This is a genomic window from Kitasatospora sp. NPDC051164 (genome assembly GCF_044455625.1).
GTDB lineage: Bacteria > Actinomycetota > Actinomycetes > Streptomycetales > Streptomycetaceae > Kitasatospora.
This window is the reverse complement of the sequence record NZ_JBITFB010000007.1, coordinates 101,792-122,847: the sequence shown is the minus strand read 5'-3', so window position 1 is coordinate 122,847 and position 21,056 is coordinate 101,792. Positions and strand designations below refer to the sequence as shown.

Here is a 21,056-nt window from a genome sequence, read left to right as displayed (position 1 = left end):
GGTATCCGTCCGTTTGACAAGGGTGGCCGGGGTACGGTCACACTCCGCTGGTGGGGTGTCGTGCAGCGGCGGCCCCGGGACGGTGGAGGGGTCGGGCGGAGCGCAGCCCGTGCTGCCAGCGCCGACCAGCCACATAAGGACCGGGAGAGAAGAGCGAAGGTGTCCCCGAGCAGCGAGACCGCGCACGGACAGCGACTCGTCATTGTCGAGTCGCCGGCCAAGGCGAAGACGATCAAGGGCTACCTTGGCCCCGGCTACATCGTCGAGGCGAGCGTCGGGCACATCCGCGACCTGCCCAGCACCGCGGCCGAGGTGCCGGACAAGTACACCGGTGAGGTGCGCCGACTCGGAGTGGACGTCGATCACGACTTCGCGCCGATCTACGTGGTCAACGCGGACAAGAAGTCCCAGGTCAGCAAGTTGAAGTCGCTGCTCGCGGAGTCCGACGAGCTCTTCCTCGCCACCGATGAGGACCGCGAGGGCGAGGCCATCGCGTGGCACCTGCAGCAGGTGCTCAAGCCCAAGGTGCCGGTGCACCGGATGGTGTTCCACGAGATCACCAAGTCGGCGATCCAGGAGGCCGTGGCCAACCCGCGCGAGCTCAACCAGCGCCTGGTCGACGCCCAGGAGACCCGTCGCATCCTCGACCGCCTCTACGGCTTCGAGGTCTCGCCGGTGCTGTGGAAGAAGGTCATGCCGAAGCTGTCGGCGGGCCGCGTGCAGTCCGTCGCCACCCGGCTGGTGGTCGAGCGCGAGCGTGAGCGGATTGCCTTCCGCACCGCCTCGTACTGGGACCTGGTCGGGACCTTCGGTACCGGTCGCACCCCGGCCGACTCCGCCAACCCGGAGACCTTCGGCGCCCGGCTCGCCTCGGTCGACGGCAAGCGGATCGCCAGCGGCCGCGACTTCGGCTCGGACGGCCGCCTGAAGGCCGGCAGCGCCAACACCCTGCACCTGGACGAGCAGGCCGCCCGGCAGCTGGCCGCCGCCCTGGAGCAGACCGCGTACAGCGTCCGCAGCGTCGAGTCCAAGCCCTACCGCCGCTCGCCGTACGCGCCGTTCCGCACCACCACGCTCCAGCAGGAGGCCAGCCGCAAGCTGGGCTTCGGGGCCAAGCGGACCATGCAGGTGGCCCAGAAGCTGTACGAGAACGGCTTCATCACCTATATGCGTACCGACTCCACGACGCTGTCGGAGACCGCGATCGGCGCCGCCCGCGCCCAGGTCACCCAGCTGTACGGCGCCGACTACCTGCCGGACGCCCCGCGCACCTACGCCAGCAAGGTCAAGAACGCGCAGGAGGCGCACGAGGCCGTCCGCCCCTCCGGCGACCGCTTCCGCACCCCCGCCGAGACCGGCCTGACCGGTGACGACTTCCGGCTCTACGAGCTGATCTGGATGCGCACCGTCGCCTCCCAGATGAAGGACGCCGTCGGCCAGTCCGTCACCGTCCGGGTCGGCGGCGCCTCCGCCGACGGCCGGGACGTCGAGTTCTCCGCCTCCGGCAAGATCATCACCTTCCACGGCTTCCTCAAGGCCTACGTCGAGGGCGCCGACGACCCGAACGCCGAGCTCGACGACCGCGAGCGCCGGCTGCCGCAGGTCGCCCAGGGCGACCCGCTGGGCGCCGAGCGGATCACCCCGGAGGGCCACGCCACCAAGCCGCCGGCCCGCTACACCGAGGCCTCGCTGGTCAAGGAGCTGGAGGACCGGGAGATCGGCCGCCCCTCCACCTACGCGTCGATCATCGACACGATCATCCAGCGCCGGTACGTGTTCAAGAAGGGGACGGCGCTCGTCCCGTCGTTCCTCTCCTTCGCCGTGGTCAACCTGCTGGAGAAGCACTTCGGCCGACTGGTCGACTACGACTTCACCGCCAAGATGGAGGACGACCTCGACCGGATCGCCGCCGGTGAGGCCAAGTCCGTGCCGTGGCTGAAGCGCTTCTACTTCGGCGAGGGCGAAGGCCACGCCGTGGGCGGCGCCGCCGAGGCCGGCAACGGCGACGGCGACCACCTGGGCGGCCTGAAGGAACTGGTCACCGACCTCGGCGCGATCGACGCCCGGGAGATCAGCTCGTTCCGGATCAGCGACGACATCACCCTGCGGGTCGGCCGCTACGGCCCGTACGTCGAGCGTGCCTCCGCCGTCGAGGGCGAGCCCGGCCAGCGCGCCGACATCCCGGACGAGCTGCCGCCGGACGAGCTCACCGTCGAGCTGGCCGAGGAGCTGCTGGCCAAGCCCAGCGGCGACTTCGAGCTCGGCCCGGATCCGGTCAGCGGCAACATGCTCGTCGCCAAGGACGGCCGCTACGGCCCGTACGTGACCGAGATCCTGCCCGAGGGCACGCCCAAGACCGGCAAGAACGCGGTCAAGCCGCGCACCGCCTCGCTGTTCAAGACGATGTCGCTGGACACCGTCACCCTGGAGGACGCGCTGCGGCTGCTCTCGCTGCCGCGCGTGGTCGGCACCGACGCCGAGGGCGCGGAGATCACCGCGCAGAACGGCCGCTACGGCCCGTACCTCAAGCGCGGCACCGACTCCCGCTCGCTCACCAGCGAGGACCAGCTCTTCACGATCACCCTCGACGAGGCGCTGGCGATCTACGCCCAGCCCAAGCAGCGCGGCCGGGCCGCCGCCGCCCCGCCGCTCAAGGAGCTGGGCAACGACCCGGTCAGCGAGCGCCCGGTGGTGGTCAAGGACGGCCGCTTCGGCCCGTACGTGACCGACGGCGAGACCAACGCGACGCTGCGCAAGGACGACGACGTCGAGACCATCACGCCGGAGCGCGGCTACGAGCTGCTCGCCGAGAAGCGGGCGCGCGGACCGGTGAAGAAGACGGCGAAGAAGGCCCCGGCGAAGAAGACCGCCGCCAAGAAGGCGACCGCGACCAAGACGGCGGCCACGGCCACCAAGACCGCGGCCGCGAAGAAGACCGCCGCCAAGAAGACCACGACCAAGACGGCGGCGGCGAAGAAGACGGCGACCAAGAAGACGGCCGCTGCCAAGACCACGGCGACCGACGAGGACTGATCCCCGATCACCGCCGACGGGCCCGTGCCCCCGATCCCGGGGGTACGGGCCCGTCGGCTGCCGGGGACCGGGCGGGAGGTGGTCGGGGATCTGTGCGGGGCCCGCGTGGGGATCTGTGCGCGGATCTGTGCGGGGAACGTCACAACCCGGTGATGAGCGGGATCCGGAAGCGCGTTCGCCACAATCCGGCCAAGCCCCGCCCGCTACGCTGACCGTATGACGAGCGAGGAGCAGCCCACCCCCAGCGCCGCCCCGGCCGCCAGAGCCGCGACGCCCGACCTGCCGGAGGTCGCGCCCGCCGGGACCCCGGTGGACCGGGCCCGGGCACTGCTGCGGACCCGGGCCTACCGGCGTCTGTGGACCACCCAGCTGATCGGCGGCACCGCCGACCGGCTCGGCCTGCTGGTGCTGCTCGCGCTCACCGTGATCGCAGCCGCCCTGGGCGGCCGGTTCGGCGACCTGCCGCGCAGCCTCGCCTTCGCCCTCGCGGCGGTCCTCGCCGTCCGGGTGGCGGCCACCGGCCTGGTCGGTGTGGCGCTGCTCGGCCCGGTGCACCGGCTGGTCGCAGGCAAGCTCGACCGGCGCTGGACGCTGGTCGGCGCCGACGCGCTGCGCGCCCTGCTGATCGGCCTCGCGCCCTGGTGGACCGTCTGGCTGGGCTCCGGCTCGAAGCCCTCCGGGGCCGCCACCTACGTCCTGCTCGCCACCGTGTTCGTCACCGGTGCCGCCGAGCGGGTCTGGGGGATCGCCAAGGCCGCCGCCGTCCCCGGCCTGCTGCCGCCGGCCAACCCCTACGCCCCGGCCGCCGAGCAGCGGCCCGCGGCCGCGAACCTGGAGACCGTCCGGGGCATCGACCGCTTCACCGGCTGGGTCACCGTGCCGCTGGCCGCCGTCGGCCTGGTCGGCTTCACCCTGCTCAACAACATCGGCGCGGCGGTCGGCTCGGACTGGCTCCGCGCCCACCAGCTCACCTTCGCGGCACTCGGCGCGGCCGGGCTGTTCGCCGCCTCGGCGACCCGCGGCTACCTCCAGCAGCTGCCCGGCGGCCCGGTGGCCGTCGCCCCGGTCTCCCCGCTGCAGGGCCTGCGCGCCCCGACCGACTCGGCACCCGGTCCCGCGCTGGGCAAGGGCCGCACCGGCAGCGCCCCGTACTTCACCTTCGCCGTCGCGGCCGGCTTCGCCTCGATGGCGGGCGTCGCCGCGCTCGCGCTGCTCACCGCCGCCGAACACCGGGCCGGGCCGATCGGCTACGGCCTGCTGGTCCTCGCCGCCACCGCGGCGCCCGCCCTCGGCGCCCGGCTCACCCGGGCCACGCTGCCCTCGCTCTCCCGCCGCCGACTGCTCGCGCTGGCGCTGCTCACCCAGGGCGTCGCGCTGATCCTGGCCGGGCTGGTGCTGGACTTCGTGCTGGTCCTGCTGCTCACCGTGCTGGCCGCGCTGGCCGCCGGGATCGTCGTCTCGGCCGGGCGCACCCTGCTCGCTCAGGAGGTCGAGGAGGCCCGGCTGCCGAGGGTCACCGAGCACCTCGTCGCGGTGCTGCGGACCGTGGTCGCCGCCGCGCTGGTCGTCGTCCCGCTGATCGCCGCCGCCTACGGGGACGTCGAGTACGGCACCGTCGAACCCGGCTCCTTCACCTTCATCCACGGCGGCGCGGCCCTCGCCGTCGCCACCGCGGGGCTGCTCACCCTGGTGCTCGCCGCCGTCGTGCTGCTGCGCACCGACGACCGGCGCGGCACCGTGCCGTTCGGCCGGGACCTGGTGGACGCGGTGCGCGGCGCCGCCGGCCCCGTCCCGCACCGGGGCGCGGGCACCGGCTTCTTCATCGCCCTCGAGGGCGGCGACGGCGCCGGCAAGTCCACCCAGGCTCAGGCACTCGCCGAGTGGATCCGCGGGAAGGGGCACGAGGTCGTGCTCACCCGCGAGCCCGGCGGCAGCCCGGTCGGCCAGCGGCTGCGCGGCCTCGTCCTGGACGTCGGCAACACCGGCCTGTCGCACCGCGCCGAAGCGCTGATCTACGCCGCCGACCGCGCCGAGCACGTCGAGAACGTCATCCGCCCGGCCCTCGCCCGCGGCGCCGTGGTGATCACCGACCGGTACATGGACTCCTCCATCGCCTACCAGGGCGCCGGGCGCGACCTGGCCGCCACCGAGGTCGCCCGGATCTCCCGCTGGGCCACCGGCGGACTGCTGCCCGACCTGACCGTCGTCCTGGACGTCGACCCGACCAGGGCCCGGGAGCGCTTCACCGAGGCGCTGGACCGGCTTGAGTCCGAGCCCACCGAGTTCCACCAGCGGGTCCGGGCCGGCTTCCTCGCCCTCGCGGCCGCCGACCCGGCGCGCTACCTGGTCGTGGACGGCAGCCAGGCCCCCGGCTCCGTCACCACCGCCATCCGGCACCGGCTCGACCGCGAGCTGCCGCTCTCCGAGCAGGAGAAGGCCGCCCGCGCCGAGCAGGAGCGCCTCGCCCGTGAGGAGGCCGAGCGCCGCGCCGCCGAGGAGGCCCGCAAGAAGGCCGAGGAGGAGGCCGCCGAGCGCAAGCGGCAGGAGCTGCTGGCGCAGCTGCGCGCCGAGCAGGCGGAGAAGGAGCGGCTGGCCAAGGAGGAGGCCGAGCGGGCCGCCGCCGAGGCCCGGCGCAAGGCCGAGGAGGAAGCGCGCCGCAGGGCCGAGGAGGAGGCCAAGCGCCGCGCCGAGGAGGAAGCCAGGCTCCGCGCCGTGGAGGAGGCCCGGCTGGCGGCCGAGGCCGCCGAGCGCAAGCGGATCGCCGACGACGCGGCCGCCCAGGCCGAGCTGCAGCGGCAGCGGGAGCTCGCCCGCGAGGAGCAGCGCCGCCGGGCGGAGGAGGCGCTGCAGCGGGCCGAGGAGGCCCGGCTGGCGCAGGCCGCCGCCCTGGCGGCCGCGGCTGCGGCGGCCGAGACGGCGGAGGACCGGGCGACCGGGGGGCCGGGGGCGGCCCCGGGTGCACCGGGCGGGGATGCCGTGACCACGCAGCTGCGGGCGGTCCGGGACACCCCGGACGACGCTGCGGTTCGGGCTGCTGCGGTTCGAGCTGCTGGGGTTCGGGATGCTGCGCAGGGTCCGGCGGACGGGCTCGGGGACGAGGCGACGCGCGAGCTGTCGCCGCGGGACCGGCAGGCCGCGGTCCGGGCGGCCGAGGCCGCCGAGGCGCGCAAGGCGGCGGGAGCCGCCGGGGCGGTCGACGCGACCGCCAAGCTGCCGGTGGTGCCGGCCTCGGCGGTGGACGAGACGGCCGTGCTGCCGACGGTCCCGGCGGAGGCCGACCGGACCGCGGTGCTGCCGCGGGTCGAGCCGGACCGTCCGGTGGACAGCACGCGTGAGCTGCCGGTGGTCGGCGGGGAGCCCGCCACGGAGCCTCGGCGCCAGGCCCAGCCGCCTCGGCAGCAGCCCCCGGCGAAGCCTCAGGCTCAGCAGCCGCAGCCGCAGCCGCAGCCGGTCGCCGAGCGGCCTCGGCCGGAGTGGGCCGAGGAGACGCCGATGGATGACCTGCCGAGCCTCACCGACACCCTGCTCGGCTCGCACGACGAGTGGACGCGTTGGGAGCACGGCGGCAACCCGGGCCAGGGCCAGGGCCAGGGTGGCCCGCAGCGTGCTGCGGATCCGCGCGACGGCGACGACCAGGGCCAGGGCGGCGACGGCAAGGACGGTGACGGCAAGGGCAAGGGCCGGCGCTGGGGCCGCCGGGGCTGACCGGACACGGTGCTGACCGGACACGGTGCTGACCGGACACGGTGTGGGCGGCGCCGTCGGGGTAGGTCCCCGGCGGCGCCGCCTTGCTGTCGGGCGGGCGGCCCCGGGCCGGTGGCGGTCATGCCGTCCGCCCGTCCGCCCGTCCGCCCGTCCGGCCACCGCGCGTCGGCCGTCCGCTGCCCGCCGCTCCGTCCGTCCGCCGTGACCCCAACGGAGCAGTGGCTGTCGGGGCGGAGACGTATGCTCGACGGCGGGGAAGAGGCGCCGTGGGCGCTGCCGTACGGAGCTTGGGAGCAGTAGTGGCCGTCTGGGACGACCTGGTGGGCCAGGAGCGGGTGGTCGAGCAGCTGACCGCCGCAGCCCGGGCAGCCGGGGCGGCGGTCGAGGTCGGCCGCGGGGCCGCCCCCGTCGAGGGTGGGAACGCCTCCCTGATGACGCACGCCTGGCTGTTCACCGGTCCGCCCGGTGCCGGCCAGGTCACCGCCGCGCGCGCCTTCGCCGCCTCCCTCCAGTGCACCAGTCCCGACCTCGCGCTCGGCGGCACGCCCGGCTGCGGGTTCTGCGACGGTTGCCACACCGTGCTGGCCGGCAGCCACGCCGACGTGAAGTACGTCCGGACCGACGGCCTGTCCATCGGTGTCGGCGACATGCGCGCCCTGGTGCTGCGCGCCTCCAGCTACCCGACCGGCGGCCGCTGGTCGGTGATCCTGGTGGACGCCGCCCACCGACTCACCGAGGCCGCCGCGAACGCGCTGCTCAAGGGCGTGGAGGAGCCCTCCCCGCGCACCGTCTGGCTGCTCTGCGCCCCCTCCGTCCAGGACGTGCTGCCGACCATCCGCTCGCGCTGCCGCCTGCTGGTGCTGCGCACCCCCGCCGCCGAGGCGGTCGCCGACACGCTGGTCCGCCGCGACGGCGTCGACCCGGAGACCGCCAGGCTCGCCGCGCTCGCCGGACAGGGCGACATCGAGCGCTCCCGCCGCCTCGCCGTCGACGAGCAGGTCCGCACTCGCCGGACGGACGTGCTGCGGATCCCGCTGGAGGTCGGCGACATCGGCGGCTGCCTGACCGCCGCCCAGCGCCTGGTCGACACCGCCAAGGCCGACGCGGAAGCGCTCGCCGAGACCCAGGACGCCAAGGAGACCGACGACCTCAAGGCCGCCTACGGCGCCGCCGAGGGCAGCAAGGCGCCGCGCGGCATGGCCGGGGCGGTCAAGGAACTGGAGAAGCGGCAGAAGAGCCGCGCCACCCGCACCCGCCGGGAGACCCTCGGCGTCGCCCTGCTCGACCTGCTCGGCTTCTACCGGGACGTGCTCGCGATCCAGTTCGGCTCCACCGGCGCGCTCGCCAACGAGGACCAGCGGCAGGCCCTGAACCGGGTCGCCCAGGCCGGTCCGGCGGAGGGCACGCTACGCCGGATCGAGGCGGTGCTGGCCTGCCGCGAGGCGCTGGACCGCAACGTGGACCCGCTGCTGGCGGTCGAGGCGATGACGGTGGCGCTGCGCGCGGGCTGAGCCGGCCGCAGGGGTGTCGGCCGGGTCGTCCGCCGGTCCGCTCCGCCCAAGCCGTCCGCCCAGCCGTCCGCCGGTCCGCTCCACCAGCCGACGGCCGTACGCCTGCCGGAGCCGGTGCGTTGTCCCACCTTCGAGTGAACGGGCGATACGCGCCGGGCACACGAGCGTGTGACCGTCCGCCGGTTGTGCACGCTGGGGGCCGACTGCGCCCGGTGCCGGGCCGGTCGCCTCCCGTACGCGCCGGGTCCGGTCCGGCGCCGGCCCTCCTCCCGAGGCGGTGCGTCGCATGGTTCGTTCGCTCCTCGTCATTCCCCTACTGGCCGCCGCGCTCGGCGGGATCTGGCTGGCCCGCGGTGCCCTGCAGCGCTGGCGCGACCTGCGCGCCGCCGAGACCTACGAGCTGGCCGGAGACCGGTGGCCGATGCTGGTGCGCGCGGGCGGGGCGATGGTCTGCGGGGTGTGCGTCACCGGGTTGACGCTGCTCACCGGGCTCGGCGCCTTCGGCGCTCTCGGCCGCGGCGACCAGGACCCGGACCGTCCGCAGCCCGTCGTGGACGCGGCGGGGGCGGGCTCGGAGTCGGCGGCCGGGGCGGCCGCCCGGCAGCAGGCGGCGCCGCCCGCGGCCACCGAGCCGGCCGCCGGCGCTGCTGCCGCCGCTGCCACCACGGTCGCCACCACGGCCCCCGCCGTGGTCAGCCGCTTTGACAGCGTCGGCCACCCGGGCGGCGGCGAGCTCCTCCAGTCCGCCGTGCTCGGCCCCGACGGGCGCCCGCGCAACGTCCGGGTCTGGCTGCCGCCGCAGTACGCCAAGGAGCCCAACGCGCGCTTCCCGGTCGTCGTGATGCACGCGGCCGCGCCGCGCAGGACCGCCGACGCCGAGGTCCCGGACGTGTTCGAGGGCATCGGCTCGGCGCTGCAGACCGGCAAGGCCCGCGCGTTCATCCTGGTCGCCCCCGAGGCGCCGAACGGCACCGCGCACCCCTGTGAACTGGTCGCCGCCGCCCCGGCCGCCGTCGCGGACGACGCGACGCTGCGCACCACCATCGCGGCCTCCTTCCGCACCCTGCCGCCCGGCCCGGCTTCCTGGGGCACCCTCGGCGTCGACGGCGGCGCGCCGTGCGCGGCCGCCGCCGGGTTGGCCCGCCCCGACCTGTACGGCGCGGCCGCGGCGGTCTCCGGCCGCTACGACGCCGCCGCGCTCACCCAGACCGGGGCCGAGGCCCCGACCGGCAGCGCGGCCAAGCTGCTGCTGGCCGCCGCCAAGGCCGACTCCGCCGGGCTGGACGCGGCCCGCAAGCTCCAGGCCTCGCTCAAGGCGGGCCCCGGTCCGGCGGCCAAGGCCGAGGTGCGGATCTCGGACAACGTGCAGGACTTCACCCCCGACCGGGAGCGGCTGCGGCTGGTCCGGCAGGCGGCGCAGTTCCTGGCCGAGGCGCTGGCCAAGGCGTCCTGAGCACCCGTCGAGCGGGCGTTACGCTGCCCGGTACCCCGGGGTGGGTACCGGGCAGCGGCGTTTCCTCCGCTTTCCGGGTCATCGCTTCTTCGTCCCTTCCATCCTCTGAGGAGAGCAACCGGATGAGGGCCTTCGGGCGGATTCGGGTACTGGCCGCGACGGCGCGGGTGTCGGCCGCGGCGCTGGCCGTCGGCCTGCTGGCCGGCGGGTGCGGCTCAGGCCCGTACGGGGCGCCGAGGGCGGCCTCGTCCGATTCGGCCGACTCCGGTGTGTCCTCGGCCCCGGCCGCGACGCCGGGCCCCGGCGCGCCCTCGACCCCGGCGGCCGGCGCGCCGGGGGCCACCCCGTTGGAGCCGCTGCCCGCCACCGTCCCGGCCGCGCTCGCGCCGTACTACGCGCAGCGGTTGGCCTGGCAGCCGTGCGACGGCGGGTTCGAGTGCACGACGTTCCGGGTGCCGCTGGACTACGACCGGCCGGGGGACGGCGAGCTCACCCTGGCGGCCGCCCGCGCGGCGGCCGAACCCTCCGCGACCGGCGCGGGTACCGGCGCCGGCTCCCACGACCCGCGGCTCGGCTCGCTGCTGCTCAACCCGGGCGGGCCCGGCGGCTCGGCGGTCGAGTACCTGGAGTCCGCCGCCCGGACGTACGACCTCGGGGTGCGCGCCCGGTACGACCTGGTCGGCCTCGACCCGCGCGGGGTGGGCCGCAGCAGCCCCGTCACCTGCCTGAGCGGCGACCGGATGGACGCCTTCACCGCCGTCGACCTGACCCCCGGCGACCAGCACGGGATCGACGCGCTTGTCGCCGCCGACAAGGAGTTCGCCGAGGGTTGCCGGAAGCAGGCCGGAACGGCGCTCGGCCACCTCAGCACCGTCGAGGCCGCCCGGGACATGGACGTGCTGCGCGCCCTACTGGGCGACGAGCGGCTGAACTTCGTCGGCAAGTCCTACGGAACCTTCCTCGGCGCGACCTACGCGGGGCTCTTCCCGACCCGGGTGGGCCGGCTGCTGCTGGACGGCGCGATGGACCCGGCGCTCGACTCGGTCACCGGCAACCGCACCCAGGCCGGCGGCTTCGAGACCGCCTGGGCCGCCTTCGCCAAGGACTGCGCCAAGCTCGAGGACTGCCCGCTCGGCCGCACCGAGCAGCAGGTCGGCGAGCAGCTCGGAGCCCTGTTCGCGGCCGTCCAGACCGCCTCGCTGCCCACCACGGACAGCGGGCGCCGACTCACCGAGTCCCAGGCGACCACCGGCGTCATCGAGGCCATGTACGCCGACTTCCTCTGGCCCAGGCTGCGCACCGCGCTCGCCGACGCCAAGGCGGGCGACGGCACCGGGCTGCTGATGCTCTCCGACGCCTACTACGGGCGCGAGGCGGACGGCTCGTACCCCAACCTCATGTTCGCCAACACGGCGGTGAACTGCCTCGACCTGCCCGCCCCGTTCCGCGGACCGGAGGAGGTCCAGCGGGCGGTGCCGGACTTCGAGCAGGTCTCGCCGCACTTCGGGCGCGACATGGCCTGGATGGCGCTGACCTGCGCGTACTGGCCGGTCCGGGCCACCGGTACGGCGCACACCATCCGGGCGGCCGGCGCCGCCCCGATCGTCGTCGTCGGCACCACCCGGGACCCGGCCACCCCGTACGCCTGGGCCCAGTCCCTGGCCGGGCAGCTGGAGTCCGGCCGCCTGCTCACCTTCGACGGGGACGGCCACACCGCGTACGGCCGGCACAGCGCCTGCGTGGACGGGGCGGTGAACCGCTTCCTGCTGACCGGGGAGGCCCCCGAGCCGGGCAAGCGCTGCGACCGGTAGGGGGCGGGGGGTTCCGGGCGACCGGTAGGTAGTTCTCGCTTCAATCGATTGCCGGTACGACGTTACGATGAGCGCCCCCCTGCCCTTCCCCCGCACCGGAGCGCAACGTGCTCGGAGTCAACGACCTGGCGACGTACATCCTCGGCGCCCTCGTCATCGTCCTGCTGCCCGGCCCCAACTCCCTGTACGTGCTGTCCGTCGCCGCCCGCAAGGGCGTCCGGACCGGCTACCGGGCCGCGGCCGGCGTCTTCGTCGGCGACCTCACCCTGATCAGCCTCACCTCGATCGGTGCGGCCTCCCTGCTGAAGGCCAACCCCGCCGTCTTCGCGGTGGTCAAGTTCGGCGGCGCCGCCTACCTGCTCTGGCTCGGCTATGGAATGCTCCGCGCCGCCCGCGAGCTCTGGCGCGAACGCCGGGCCGCCACCGACCCCACCGCCGAGCCGGCCCCCGAATCCGCCGAGAACCCCTTCCGCCGCGCCCTGGTGGTCAGCCTCCTCAACCCCAAGGCCATCCTCTTCCTGCTCTCCTTCTTCACCCAGTTCGTCGACCCGTCCTACGGCCGGCCCGCCCTGTCCTTCGCCCTCCTCGGCGGCGTCCTGCAGACCTTCAGCCTGCTCTACCTCTCGCTGCTGATCTTCGCCGGCACCACCCTCGCCACCGCCTTCCGCCGCCGCAAGCGCCTCTCCGCCACCCTCACCAGCGGCGTCGCCGTCCTCTTCGCCGGCTTCGCCGCCAAACTGGCCGTCTCCTCCGCCTGATCCACCCCCCCCGGCATCCGGGTACGGATCACCCGCGAAACCTGTGTAGACTGGCCCGCGTTGCCGCCACACACGGCAACGGTGCCGCCTTAGCTCAGCTGGCCAGAGCAACGCACTCGTAATGCGTAGGTCGCGGGTTCGAATCCCGCAGGCGGCTCTGTAGAAGCCCCAGGACTCACTCGCCGTGACCTGGGGCTTTTGCGCTTTGTGGCGCTCGGCCGGTCGGCTCAGCTTGAAGCCCAGGTCAGATCCTTTCTGACCTGGGCTTTTTCGTGGGGGAACGGGCCGGCCCCGCTGCCTGGGTAGGGGAGCGGGGCCGGGCGGGGGCGGGGGTCAGTGGCGGCCGCTCGCGAGGTCGAGGGGGCGGATGCGCAGTGCCAGCCGGGCCGGGGCCAGGCTGGAGACCAGGGCGAGGACCAGGCAGACTGCGGTGGCTCCGGCGAGGGCGCCCCAGGGCAGGTCGAAGGCCGCGGACTGGGTCGCGTCGAGGATGCGGTTCTCGATCAGCAGGACGGTCGCGTACTGGGTCAGCAGGGTGACGAGCAGTCCGAGGGCCGCCGCGGTGGCGACGACCAGCAGGGTCTCGACGGCGACCACGCGGAGGACCTGGCGGCGGGTGCCGCCGGTCAGGCGCAGGGTGGCGAAGTCCCGCAGGCGGTCGCCGGTGGACATCATCATCGTGTTGACGATCGCGATCAGCGCGTAGAGGAGGGCCGGGCCGAGGATCGCCAGCATCGCGATCCAGCTGTTCTTCGCGGTCCGGTCGTTGTGCGTCCCGATCCAGTCCGCGCCCGTGGTGGCCCGGGCCGCGCTGCCGCCCAGCGCGGCCGTGACCTGCTCGGGGCCCGCGCCGGTGCCCAGGTAGGCGACCGAGACGGCGCTCTCGCCGGGGACGGCCTCGCGGGGGACGACGATCTCGGGCAGCTGCGGCAGCAGGTGGCGGACCTGGGCGACCAGCCGCAGCGGCTCCCGGGTGCCGTCCGCGAGTCGGGCGTTCAGGGTGTCGCCGACGTGCCAGCCGAAAACCCGCGCCATGTCGGTGGAGACCGCGACCGTCCTGCCGTGCAGATCCGCGAGCGAGCCGGCGTCGGCGGTCAGGTTCCAGGCCTCGCGCAGGTCGCCGTCGACGGCGAGGCCGTCCTCCGGGATCGGCAGGTCGGTGGGGCGGCCGGGGGCGGGCTGCTGGTCCGGGAGCGCCAGGCCGTCGAACCGTACGGTCGCCGCGGTGGTCAGCCGGGCGTCCGGCAGGGCGGCGAGGCCCCGGAGGGCGTCGGCGGGCACGGTGTGGCCGTCGGACGGCTCGATCACGTACCCGGCCTTCAGGGCGGCGCGGCCCTGGGCGGCCATCGCGTCGCTGAAGGCCACCGTGCCGCCGACCACCGAGCCGGCCAGGCCGATCACCAGGAAGACCGGCGTCGCGGTGGAGACGGTGCGGCGGATCGCGGCGAGCGCGTTCTGCCGGGCGATCAGCCCGGCCGCGCCGGGCAGCAACGGGACGAGCGAGGTGAACAGCCGCACCAGCGGCGGCACCAGCACCGGGGCGATCAGCACGACGGCGAGCACCGCCATGACGTCGAAGAGCAGCGCCCACTGCGGGGTGGTCTCCGGATCGCGGGACTGCGGGTCGGCCAGCATCGACGCGGGCATCGAGATGAACGTCGACAGGGTGTAGCCGAAGACACCGAGGAAGAGGACCGAGGCCACCCAACGGACCACCGGCATCACCTTCCTGTCGACGGCGACCTCGTTCAGTGCCTCCACCGGCCGCACCCGGCCGGCCCGGCGGGAGGCCGCGTAGGCGCCGAGCAGGGCGACGACGAGCCCGCCCGAGGCGGCGAGCAGCAGCGGCAGCAGGGCCGGCTCGGAGTGGAAGCCACTCGGCGCGGCACCCTGGTCGACCAGCCAGCCGGCGATCGCCGGGGCGACGGCCAGCCCGAGCAGGCAGCCCGAGACCGCGGCGGCCAGCGCCACCACCAGGGCCTCGCCGAGGACCAGCGCCCGGACCTGACGCGGCGTCGCGCCGACCGCGCGCAGCATCGCCGTCTCCTGGCGGCGCTGGGCGACGGCGAAGGCGAAGGTCGAGGAGACCACGAAGACCGAGACGAATCCGGCCATGGCGGCCATGAAGCTCACCAGCTTGTGCAGCGAGGGCGCGCCGGGCAGCGAGTCCTCGCCCATCGTGGTGTTGAGCAGCACCCCGGCGGCGGACATCACCGCGACGCCGAGGGCGAGCGCGACGAAGGAGCCGACGAAGGACGGCCACCGTCGCCGCAGGGAGACGGCGGCGATCGGGAGTAGCAGTCGGAGACCGTTCATCGGGGGTCACCGTGTCCGGGGGTTCCGGCTTCTGCGGCGGCGTTGGCGGCAGGCTTTGCGCGGGCGTCTTCCAGCGCGGTCATCCGGGCGGCGACGGTCTGCGGGTCCGGGTCGGCCAGACGGTCGACGACCTGGCCGTCGGCGAGGAAGAGCACGGTGTCGGCGTAGGAGGCAGCGACCGGGTCGTGGGTGACCATGATGGTGCTCTGGCCCTGCCGATCGACCAGGGAGCGGAGCAGGGTGAGCACCTCGCGGCTGCTGGAGCTGTCCAGGGCGCCGGTGGGTTCGTCCGCGAAGAGTACCTCGGGGGCGGCGATCAGCGCCCGGGCGATCGCCACCCGCTGCTGCTGGCCGCCGGACATCTGTGAGGGCAGGTGACCGATCCGCTCGCCCAGGCCCACCTGGGCGAGGGCGTCCCGGACCTGCGCCGGGTCGGGTCTACGGCCGGCCAGGCGCAGTGGCAGGCCGACGTTCTGCTCGGCGGTCAAGGCTCCCAGGAGGTTGAAGGCCTGGAAGACGAAGCCCAGGCGCTCCCGGCGCAGTTCGGTCAGGGCGGTCTCGTCGAGGCCGCCGAGGTCGACGCCGTCGACGATGACGGTGCCGGAGTCCGGGCGGTCGAGTCCGGCGGCGCACTGGAGCAGGGTGCTCTTGCCGGAGCCGGACGGGCCCATGACGGCGGTGAAGCTGCCGCGGGCGAAGCCGAGGGTGACCCCGGCCAGGGCGGTGACGGTGTTCTGGCCCGCTCCGTAGGTGCGGGTGACCTGGTCCAGTCGTACTACATCGTTGTCGTTCATGATGATCCACTTCCTACCAGGTCGCCGGAGGTGGCGGAATCTCGTCCTGGCAGGGCGGCCCGGGGGTCCGGTCCGGCTCGGGATCCGCTCCCGGGCCGGACCGGGAGGGGCTAGGCAGCGATGGCGAGCACCTGCGGCTGTGCCAGCGTCCGGTAGACGGCGGTGCGCAGTTCGATGGAGCGATCGAGTCTCGCGGCGTTGAAATAGAGATGGCTATGCGCCAACAGGTCGTGGTCGACGAGGAGTTCGAGATCGGGGTGGAACGAGAACGGGATGATCGAGCCGGTCACGCAGCCGCTCAGCCGCTCGGCGGTGGTGCGGTCCGCGAAGCCGACCCGGCTGGACCCGAGGGCCTGGCCGACGGCGTCCAGATCGACCCGGCGGTCGCCCGGCACCACGGCGAGCGCGTACCGGCCGCCGCCGTCCTGTTTGGTGCGCTTGGCCCGGATGACGATGGACTTGGCGGCCTGCTCCAGCGGGTGGCCGCGCAGCTCACTGGCGAGGGCGGTGTTCCCCTCCGGCTCGTGGCAGATCGTCCGGTAGGCGGCGGGATGGGTGGCCAGTAGGCCCAACAGCCTGCTGTAGGTGGAGGGTTCGGTCGCGGGTTCGGTGGAGGTGGAGGTGGAGGTCAAGACTCCGGTGGCTGTGGAGGTGGAGTCGGTGGAGTCGGCGATCCCGGTCGGGCGTCCGCCGGTGGTCGGGCTCGTGGTGGACAAGGCAGGGGTCATGGGTGCGTCCTCACAGACGGGGCATCGGGGCGTGGCGCGGCCCCTCGCCCTGCCTGCGCAGCACGACGGGCCGTCGTTCTGGGCCTTGCCTGGTGCTGTGGTGCGATTGACGATCCCGGGGTGCGCGGCCCTGCCCGACCTCGCTCCGAGAGGATCGCTTCGGCTTCGGCGAGGGGCGGGCCCACGGGGCTCTGATGCGTTCGGCGCCTCCGGGACCGGGCCATCGTACTCCGGGGTTTCGGCCTCGCGCCGGGCCCAATCTGCCGGTTGACCGGCAGCTTTGCGCTTCGTTGCCGTGTCCGCGGGGGCACGACGGGCACCCTGTCCGGCGGCGGTCGGCATGGCCGCCCTCCTCACTCCGGTGCTTCTCCGGTGGGCGCGGATGGATCACCGGTGTACGGCGGTGCGACCCTCGATGACCCAGAGACCGGCGGGGACCGGGGTGCACCTGGTGGCCCGGGCGGGCGCGTCGGGGTGCAGGAAGTCGGCCCCGGCCCAGCCGACCCGGTGCTCGCCGCTCGCGTCCGCGGGATAGAAGGTGAGGCCGGTCTCGGGGTGCCAGCCGGCCCGGCCGGTGGTTGCCGGGCCGTTGACCGGCGTGACGGTGGCGGTGCCGACCGGCCCGGTGACGGTGACCGCACCGCCGGCGTCGGCGGTCAGGCAGTCGATGTCGAACTCGACCCGGGCGGTACCGGTTCCGATGAACTCGTGCTGCACCACGGCGTGTCCACGCGTGCGGCCGTCGACGGTCCGGGCGTCGACCCACGCGGTGAGCCGCTCGCCGGGGTTGGGGCCGGGGCCGTGCTCGTTGAGCACGGTCCAGCTGTGCAGCCGGAGGTGGTCGGCTGCGGGCGCGGGCGCGGAGGCGGGGGCTGCGATGGCGGTGCCCGCCGAGAGGGCGGTGGCTGCGGTGGCGAGGGCGATGGCGGTGATCGGCTTGCGCATGGGTCGGTCCTTCGGTGCGGGGCGGGATTTCGGGCTGTGCGTGCGTTGCCGACAACGCTGCCGGTTCGCCCCCGGGCGTGGCCTCCGTCCTGCGGAGGGACCGGCTCCCCCGGGCGGGGGAACCGGCTCTCGACCCGTCGGCTCAGCGGGTGGCGTGGCGTATCGCGTCGACGGTGAGCGCGCCCAGGGCCAGCGCGGCGGCGAGGCCGGCGACCGCCGCCGGGGCCGGGGCGCGGCCCCCGGAGACGCCGAGGAAGTCCAGCCCGCCGACGTGGTTGACCATCCCGTACCAGAGCAGCGGGTAGAGGGTCTGGAACAGCCGGGGGCCGCGGGTGACGGTGCCGCAGAGCATCGCCAGGGAGGGGATCAGCAGCGCCCCGGCCAGGGCGCCCGCGGCGGCCCGGGACTCCCCGGCGCCGAGCAGCCGGACCACCGGCCCGGCCGCCACCGCCAGCGCCGGGACGATCCCGGCGAGCAGGGCGGCCAGCCCGCGGCGCAGCGGGGACGGGCAGGCACCGAGCAGTTCCTCGATGCTGCCGCCGCCCGCCCGGTGGCCCATCCGGGACCAGAGGAGCATCGGCCAGAGCATCGCGAACGGCAGCATCGCGTGGCTGGGCCCGTCCGGTGCGACGCTCAGCGCCACCGCCGCGATCACCGCGGCCCCGGCCCACCACCACCGCTGCCCCTGCGCCAGGATCCGCAGTTCACCGGCGAGCGCGGCGAGCACCGTGCCGCCCCGGTGGGCCGGGGTCAACCGGGCCGGATCCAGCGCGAAGGCGGCGGGGCCGACCTCCGGAGCCGCGCCTGCCGCGCCGTCCTGTGGGGCGGCCCCACGGCCCCACCCGCCCGGGCGCACCCCCGTCGCGCCCGGGCGGAGCGTCGTCGTACCCGGGCGTGCCTGCGCCCCGTCGAAGCGGCGGAACCAGAGCGCCCCGAGCAGCGCGAGCCCGACGGCCGCCGCCGTCAGCAGCAGCCCCGTCGCGGCCGGCCCGCCCGCCTCGCCCGGCCCCAGACCGGGCCAGTCGAAGGTGCCGAGCACCCGGTCGTCCGCCGTCAGCCCGACGCCGAACTCCACGCCGTCAACCGGCCGTCCGCCCGCCGCGAGCACCTCCCGGATCGACGCGGTGATCCGCCGCATGCCCAGCAGATCCAGCCCGCTGCTCGTCTGCGCGCCCAGGACGAGCATCAGCCAGACCGCGCACCAGACCGCGGCCCCCAGCCCGCCGCGCAGCCCGGGCACGGTGTCGAAGAGCACCGCGCACCCGGCCACCGCCGCCAGCAGCGGCAGCGTGATCAGGACGTACGGCAGCAGCAGCCGCACCACGTCCACGTGGTCCGCGTCGCCCTTGAGCAGCTGCACCCCGAGCGCCGTTCCGGCCAGGGCGAGCAGCATCGACCCGAAGAGCAGCAGGTTGCTGCCGAACTTGCCGGCCAGATAGGCGATCCGGCTCATCGGCGTGGCGGCGAGCAGCCGGCCGACACCGCTCTGCTCGTCCCGGGGGATCGCTCCGCGCACGATGCCGAAGCCCGCCAGCGACAGCCACACCGCGCCGCCGAGCGCCGTCACCGTCCCCACGTAGCCGCTGGTGTAGCGGCCGTGCAGATCGGTCACCTGGAACACCTCCCAGCGGGAGTCGCCGACCGGCGCGGCCAGTAGCCCGAGGGCGAGCGTGCCCAGCAGCACGACCAGGTAGCCGGGCCGCCGTCGGCGCTCCCGGAAGTCGGCCAGGGCCAGCGCCCCGACGCGCGTCACCATGCCGCCACCTCCTTGGCCGCGGCCGGGGCGGCGGTGAGCAGCAGGTACGCGTCGTCCAGCCGGGGCGTGACGGGCTGCGCCTCCGGTGCGGGCCGGGCCCCGGACAGCACCCGCGCCCGGACGCCCTGCCGGGTGCGGGTGGTGCCGCCGAGCAGGAACCGCGAACGCAGCGAGGGGAGTTGCTCGGCCCCGACGGTCAACTCCCAGACGGAGCCCTCGGCGCGGCGGAGCAACTCCTCCGGGGTGCTGTGGTGCAGCAGCCGGCCGTGTCCCATGACGGCGATCCGGTCGGCGGTGGCGGCCACGTCCGGGACGATGTGGGTGGACAGCACGACGATCCGGTCGGCGCCGAGCCCGCTCAGCAGGCTGCCGAAGCGCAGCCGCTCCTCCGGATCCAGCCCGACCGTCGGCTCGTCCACGATCAGCAGGGCCGGGTCGTTGAGCAGTGCCTGGGCGATGCCGACCCGCTGGCGCATCCCGCCGGACATCGCGCCGAGCCGCTGCCCGGCCACGCCCGACAGGTTGACCAGTTCGAGCAGTTCGTCGATCCGGGCCTTCGCGGGGCGCCGCCGCATCCCCTTGGCGGCGGCCAGGTAGCCGAGGAACTCGCGCGCGGTGAGCTGCGGGTAGACGCCGAAGTCCTGCGGGAGGTACCCGACGGCACGGCGCAGCGGCCCGGGGCGGCGGGCGATGTCCTCGCCCTCCCAGAGCACCCGGCCCGAGGTGGGCCGGGTGACCGTGGCCAGGATGCGCATCAGGCTCGACTTGCCGGCGCCGTTGGCACCGAGCAGGCCGAGCACGCCGGGCCGCAGCGTCAGCGTGAAGGAGTCCACCGCGCGCTTGCCGCCGCGGTACTCCTTGGTCAGGTCGAGGATCCGGAGTTCGGTCACGCACGGAATGCTTCCGGGCGGGGGCCGTTCGCACATCTGCCGTTCGGCAGAGATGTGCGGGGTTTCCGGGCGGAAACGGCGGGAGGGGTGGGCCTTTCGGCCCACCCCTCCCGCCGTTCACACGCTTCAGTCCTCGTCGCCCCCGAGGTCGCCCCCGAAGTCCCCGCCGAGGTCGCCGTCCGGGGTGCCGCTGATCGTGTACCCCTGCCGGCGCGCCTCGTAGCAGGCCACCGTCGCGGCCGCCGACACGTTCAGCGAGCCGACCCGGCCCAGCTGCGGCACGAACACCACCTGGTCGCAGAGCTCCAGCGCGTCCGGCGTGATCCCGCGGTCCTCGTGCCCGAGCACGAAGGCCACTGCCGGGGTCAGCTCGGCGGCGAACATCGGCACCGCCTCGTCCGCCAGCTCCAGGCCGACCACCTTGAAGCCGTCCGCCTTCGCCGCCGCCACCGCCTCGGCGATGGTCGGGAAGTGCTCCACCTTCAGGTACTTGTCGGTGCCCATCGCGGCCTTCTGCGCGCCGGACGAGCGCACCGACGGGGTCTCCCCGACCAGGTACAGCTTCTCGGCGCCCATCGCCGCACCGGTCCGGACCACCGAGCCGACGTTGAACGGCGACTGCAGGTTCTCCAGGATCATCGCGAGCCGGAACTCGTTGCTGCGCCGCCACGAGCGGTGCAGACGCTTCAGTTCGGTCCCGCGGAGCTGCTTCACGACGTCGTACCTCGTCCATTCTCGGAGCCCTCGCCCACCTCGGGACGGGGCCGCGCTTCCAGAATCCGGAACCCGTTGACCGACGCGACCCGGGTCGTCGGGTAGCCCTGGTCGTTCAGCCACTTCTGCAGCGAGTCCGAGCCCAGGTGCTTCTGCACCACGAGGAACGCCGAGCCGTCCGGGGTCAGCCGGCCGAGCCAGTGCGTCAGCAGGCGGCGCAGTGGCGCCTTGCCGATCCGGATCGGCGGGTTGGAGTAGATCGTCGCGAACCGGAGGTCCTCCGGGACGTCGTCCGGCAGCGCGGCCTGGACGTTGCCCAGCCCCAGCGCCTCGGCGTTGAGCCGCACCAGCTCCAGGGCGCGCTCGTTGACGTCCACCCCCCAGACCGGCAGGCGCTTGCGCCGGGTCGCCCAGGTGAGCGCGATCGGGCCGTAGCCGCAGCCGACGTCCAGGATCGGGCCGCGCACCCGCGGCTGCGGGGCGTGCTCCAGCAGGATCCGGGTGCCCGGGTCGAGCCGCTCGCGGGAGAACACCCCGGTGTCGGTGGTCAGTTCCAGGGTCAGGTCCGGCAGGGAGACCGTGATCGGCCGACGGTCGCTGGCGACCTCGGGTGCACCGCTGAAGTAGTGCGAGCCGGACATG

At 74.7% G+C, this 21,056-nt stretch carries 14 protein-coding genes and 1 tRNA gene; 7 read left to right on the top strand and 8 right to left on the bottom strand.

All coding sequences use genetic code 11. The features are described 5' to 3' along the window. The first annotated feature begins 159 nt into the window (after positions 1-159). The 7 genes from topA to ACIBEC_RS12590 all read left to right on the top strand — a co-directional run bounded on the left by topA (position 160) and on the right by ACIBEC_RS12590 (position 12,428). Positions 160-3,033 carry a type I DNA topoisomerase gene (gene topA, locus ACIBEC_RS12620; RefSeq protein ID WP_360496172.1) on the top strand — a complete coding sequence of 958 codons (2,874 nt, stop codon included), beginning with the start codon at positions 160-162 and terminating at the stop codon, positions 3,031-3,033. A gap of 216 nt (positions 3,034-3,249) precedes the next feature. Beyond that, on the top strand, positions 3,250-6,738 hold the full coding sequence (gene tmk, locus ACIBEC_RS12615; protein WP_360496169.1) for a dTMP kinase: 3,489 nt from the start codon (positions 3,250-3,252) through the stop codon (positions 6,736-6,738). Between the two features lie 299 nt (positions 6,739-7,037). Continuing rightward, positions 7,038-8,249, top strand: coding sequence for a DNA polymerase III subunit delta' (locus ACIBEC_RS12610; RefSeq protein WP_360496675.1), 1,212 nt, complete (start codon positions 7,038-7,040; stop codon positions 8,247-8,249). Between the two features lie 286 nt (positions 8,250-8,535). Beyond that, entirely contained in the window at positions 8,536-9,702 is a 1,167-nt protein-coding gene (locus ACIBEC_RS12605) for a hypothetical protein (RefSeq protein ID WP_360496166.1), read from the top strand. 122 nt (positions 9,703-9,824) lie between these two features. Then, complete coding sequence (locus ACIBEC_RS12600; RefSeq protein WP_360496164.1) at positions 9,825-11,513, top strand: alpha/beta fold hydrolase; 1,689 nt, start codon at positions 9,825-9,827, stop codon at positions 11,511-11,513. Between the two features lie 107 nt (positions 11,514-11,620). Continuing rightward, positions 11,621-12,271, top strand: a complete 651-nt coding sequence (gene leuE / locus ACIBEC_RS12595; RefSeq protein WP_360496162.1) for a leucine efflux protein LeuE — start codon at positions 11,621-11,623, stop codon at positions 12,269-12,271. Between the two features lie 83 nt (positions 12,272-12,354). Continuing rightward, positions 12,355-12,428 (top strand) — tRNA-Thr (locus tag ACIBEC_RS12590). 176 nt (positions 12,429-12,604) lie between these two features. Here the strand turns inward: ACIBEC_RS12590 and ACIBEC_RS12585 are convergent. The 8 genes from ACIBEC_RS12585 to ACIBEC_RS12550 all read right to left on the bottom strand — a co-directional run bounded on the left by ACIBEC_RS12585 (position 12,605) and on the right by ACIBEC_RS12550 (position 21,055). After that, positions 12,605-14,587, bottom strand: coding sequence for an ABC transporter permease (locus ACIBEC_RS12585; RefSeq protein ID WP_360496159.1), 1,983 nt, complete (start codon positions 14,585-14,587; stop codon positions 12,605-12,607). After that, positions 14,584-15,381: an ABC transporter ATP-binding protein gene (locus ACIBEC_RS12580; RefSeq protein ID WP_360496156.1), complete on the bottom strand. Its 798-nt coding sequence runs from the start codon at positions 15,379-15,381 to the stop codon at positions 14,584-14,586. The genes ACIBEC_RS12585 and ACIBEC_RS12580 overlap by 4 nt, the downstream gene beginning before the upstream one ends. Positions 15,382-15,491: 110 nt before the next feature. Then, positions 15,492-16,109, bottom strand: a complete 618-nt coding sequence (locus ACIBEC_RS12575; RefSeq protein WP_360496153.1) for a YbaK/EbsC family protein — start codon at positions 16,107-16,109, stop codon at positions 15,492-15,494. A gap of 387 nt (positions 16,110-16,496) precedes the next feature. Then, the gene (locus ACIBEC_RS12570; protein ID WP_360496150.1) at positions 16,497-17,054 is read right to left on the bottom strand and encodes a hypothetical protein; all 558 of its coding nucleotides are present in this window, start codon (positions 17,052-17,054) and stop codon (positions 16,497-16,499) included. A gap of 142 nt (positions 17,055-17,196) precedes the next feature. Continuing rightward, positions 17,197-18,810 (bottom strand): hypothetical protein, encoded by a 1,614-nt coding sequence (locus ACIBEC_RS12565; protein ID WP_360496147.1) that lies wholly within the window; start codon positions 18,808-18,810, stop codon positions 17,197-17,199. Continuing rightward, positions 18,804-19,700 (bottom strand): ABC transporter ATP-binding protein, encoded by an 897-nt coding sequence (locus ACIBEC_RS12560; RefSeq protein WP_360496144.1) that lies wholly within the window; start codon positions 19,698-19,700, stop codon positions 18,804-18,806. Before ACIBEC_RS12560 ends, ACIBEC_RS12565 begins: the two co-directional genes overlap by 7 nt. A gap of 126 nt (positions 19,701-19,826) precedes the next feature. After that, positions 19,827-20,414 (bottom strand): TrmH family RNA methyltransferase, encoded by a 588-nt coding sequence (locus ACIBEC_RS12555; RefSeq protein ID WP_360496142.1) that lies wholly within the window; start codon positions 20,412-20,414, stop codon positions 19,827-19,829. Next, the gene (locus ACIBEC_RS12550) at positions 20,411-21,055 is read right to left on the bottom strand and encodes a methyltransferase (protein WP_360496139.1); all 645 of its coding nucleotides are present in this window, start codon (positions 21,053-21,055) and stop codon (positions 20,411-20,413) included. The genes ACIBEC_RS12555 and ACIBEC_RS12550 overlap by 4 nt, the downstream gene beginning before the upstream one ends. Position 21,056: the final 1 nt, after the last annotated feature.

What these genes read in the sequence shown, in the direction of transcription:
- ACIBEC_RS12570 (WP_360496150.1), bottom strand. Translation starts at nt 17,054, where the DNA reads ATGCGCAAGCCGATCACCGCCATCGCCCTCGCCACCGCAGCCACCGCC.
- ACIBEC_RS12580 (WP_360496156.1), bottom strand. Translation starts at nt 15,381, where the DNA reads ATGAACGACAACGATGTAGTACGACTGGACCAGGTCACCCGCACCTAC.
- ACIBEC_RS12575 (WP_360496153.1), bottom strand. Translation starts at nt 16,109, where the DNA reads ATGACCCCTGCCTTGTCCACCACGAGCCCGACCACCGGCGGACGCCCG.
- ACIBEC_RS12565 (WP_360496147.1), bottom strand. Translation starts at nt 18,810, where the DNA reads ATGGTGACGCGCGTCGGGGCGCTGGCCCTGGCCGACTTCCGGGAGCGC.
- ACIBEC_RS12585 (WP_360496159.1), bottom strand. Translation starts at nt 14,587, where the DNA reads ATGAACGGTCTCCGACTGCTACTCCCGATCGCCGCCGTCTCCCTGCGG.
- ACIBEC_RS12550 (WP_360496139.1), bottom strand. Translation starts at nt 21,055, where the DNA reads ATGTCCGGCTCGCACTACTTCAGCGGTGCACCCGAGGTCGCCAGCGAC.
- tmk (WP_360496169.1), top strand. Translation starts at nt 3,250, where the DNA reads ATGACGAGCGAGGAGCAGCCCACCCCCAGCGCCGCCCCGGCCGCCAGA.
- ACIBEC_RS12605 (WP_360496166.1), top strand. Translation starts at nt 8,536, where the DNA reads ATGGTTCGTTCGCTCCTCGTCATTCCCCTACTGGCCGCCGCGCTCGGC.
- ACIBEC_RS12600 (WP_360496164.1), top strand. Translation starts at nt 9,825, where the DNA reads ATGAGGGCCTTCGGGCGGATTCGGGTACTGGCCGCGACGGCGCGGGTG.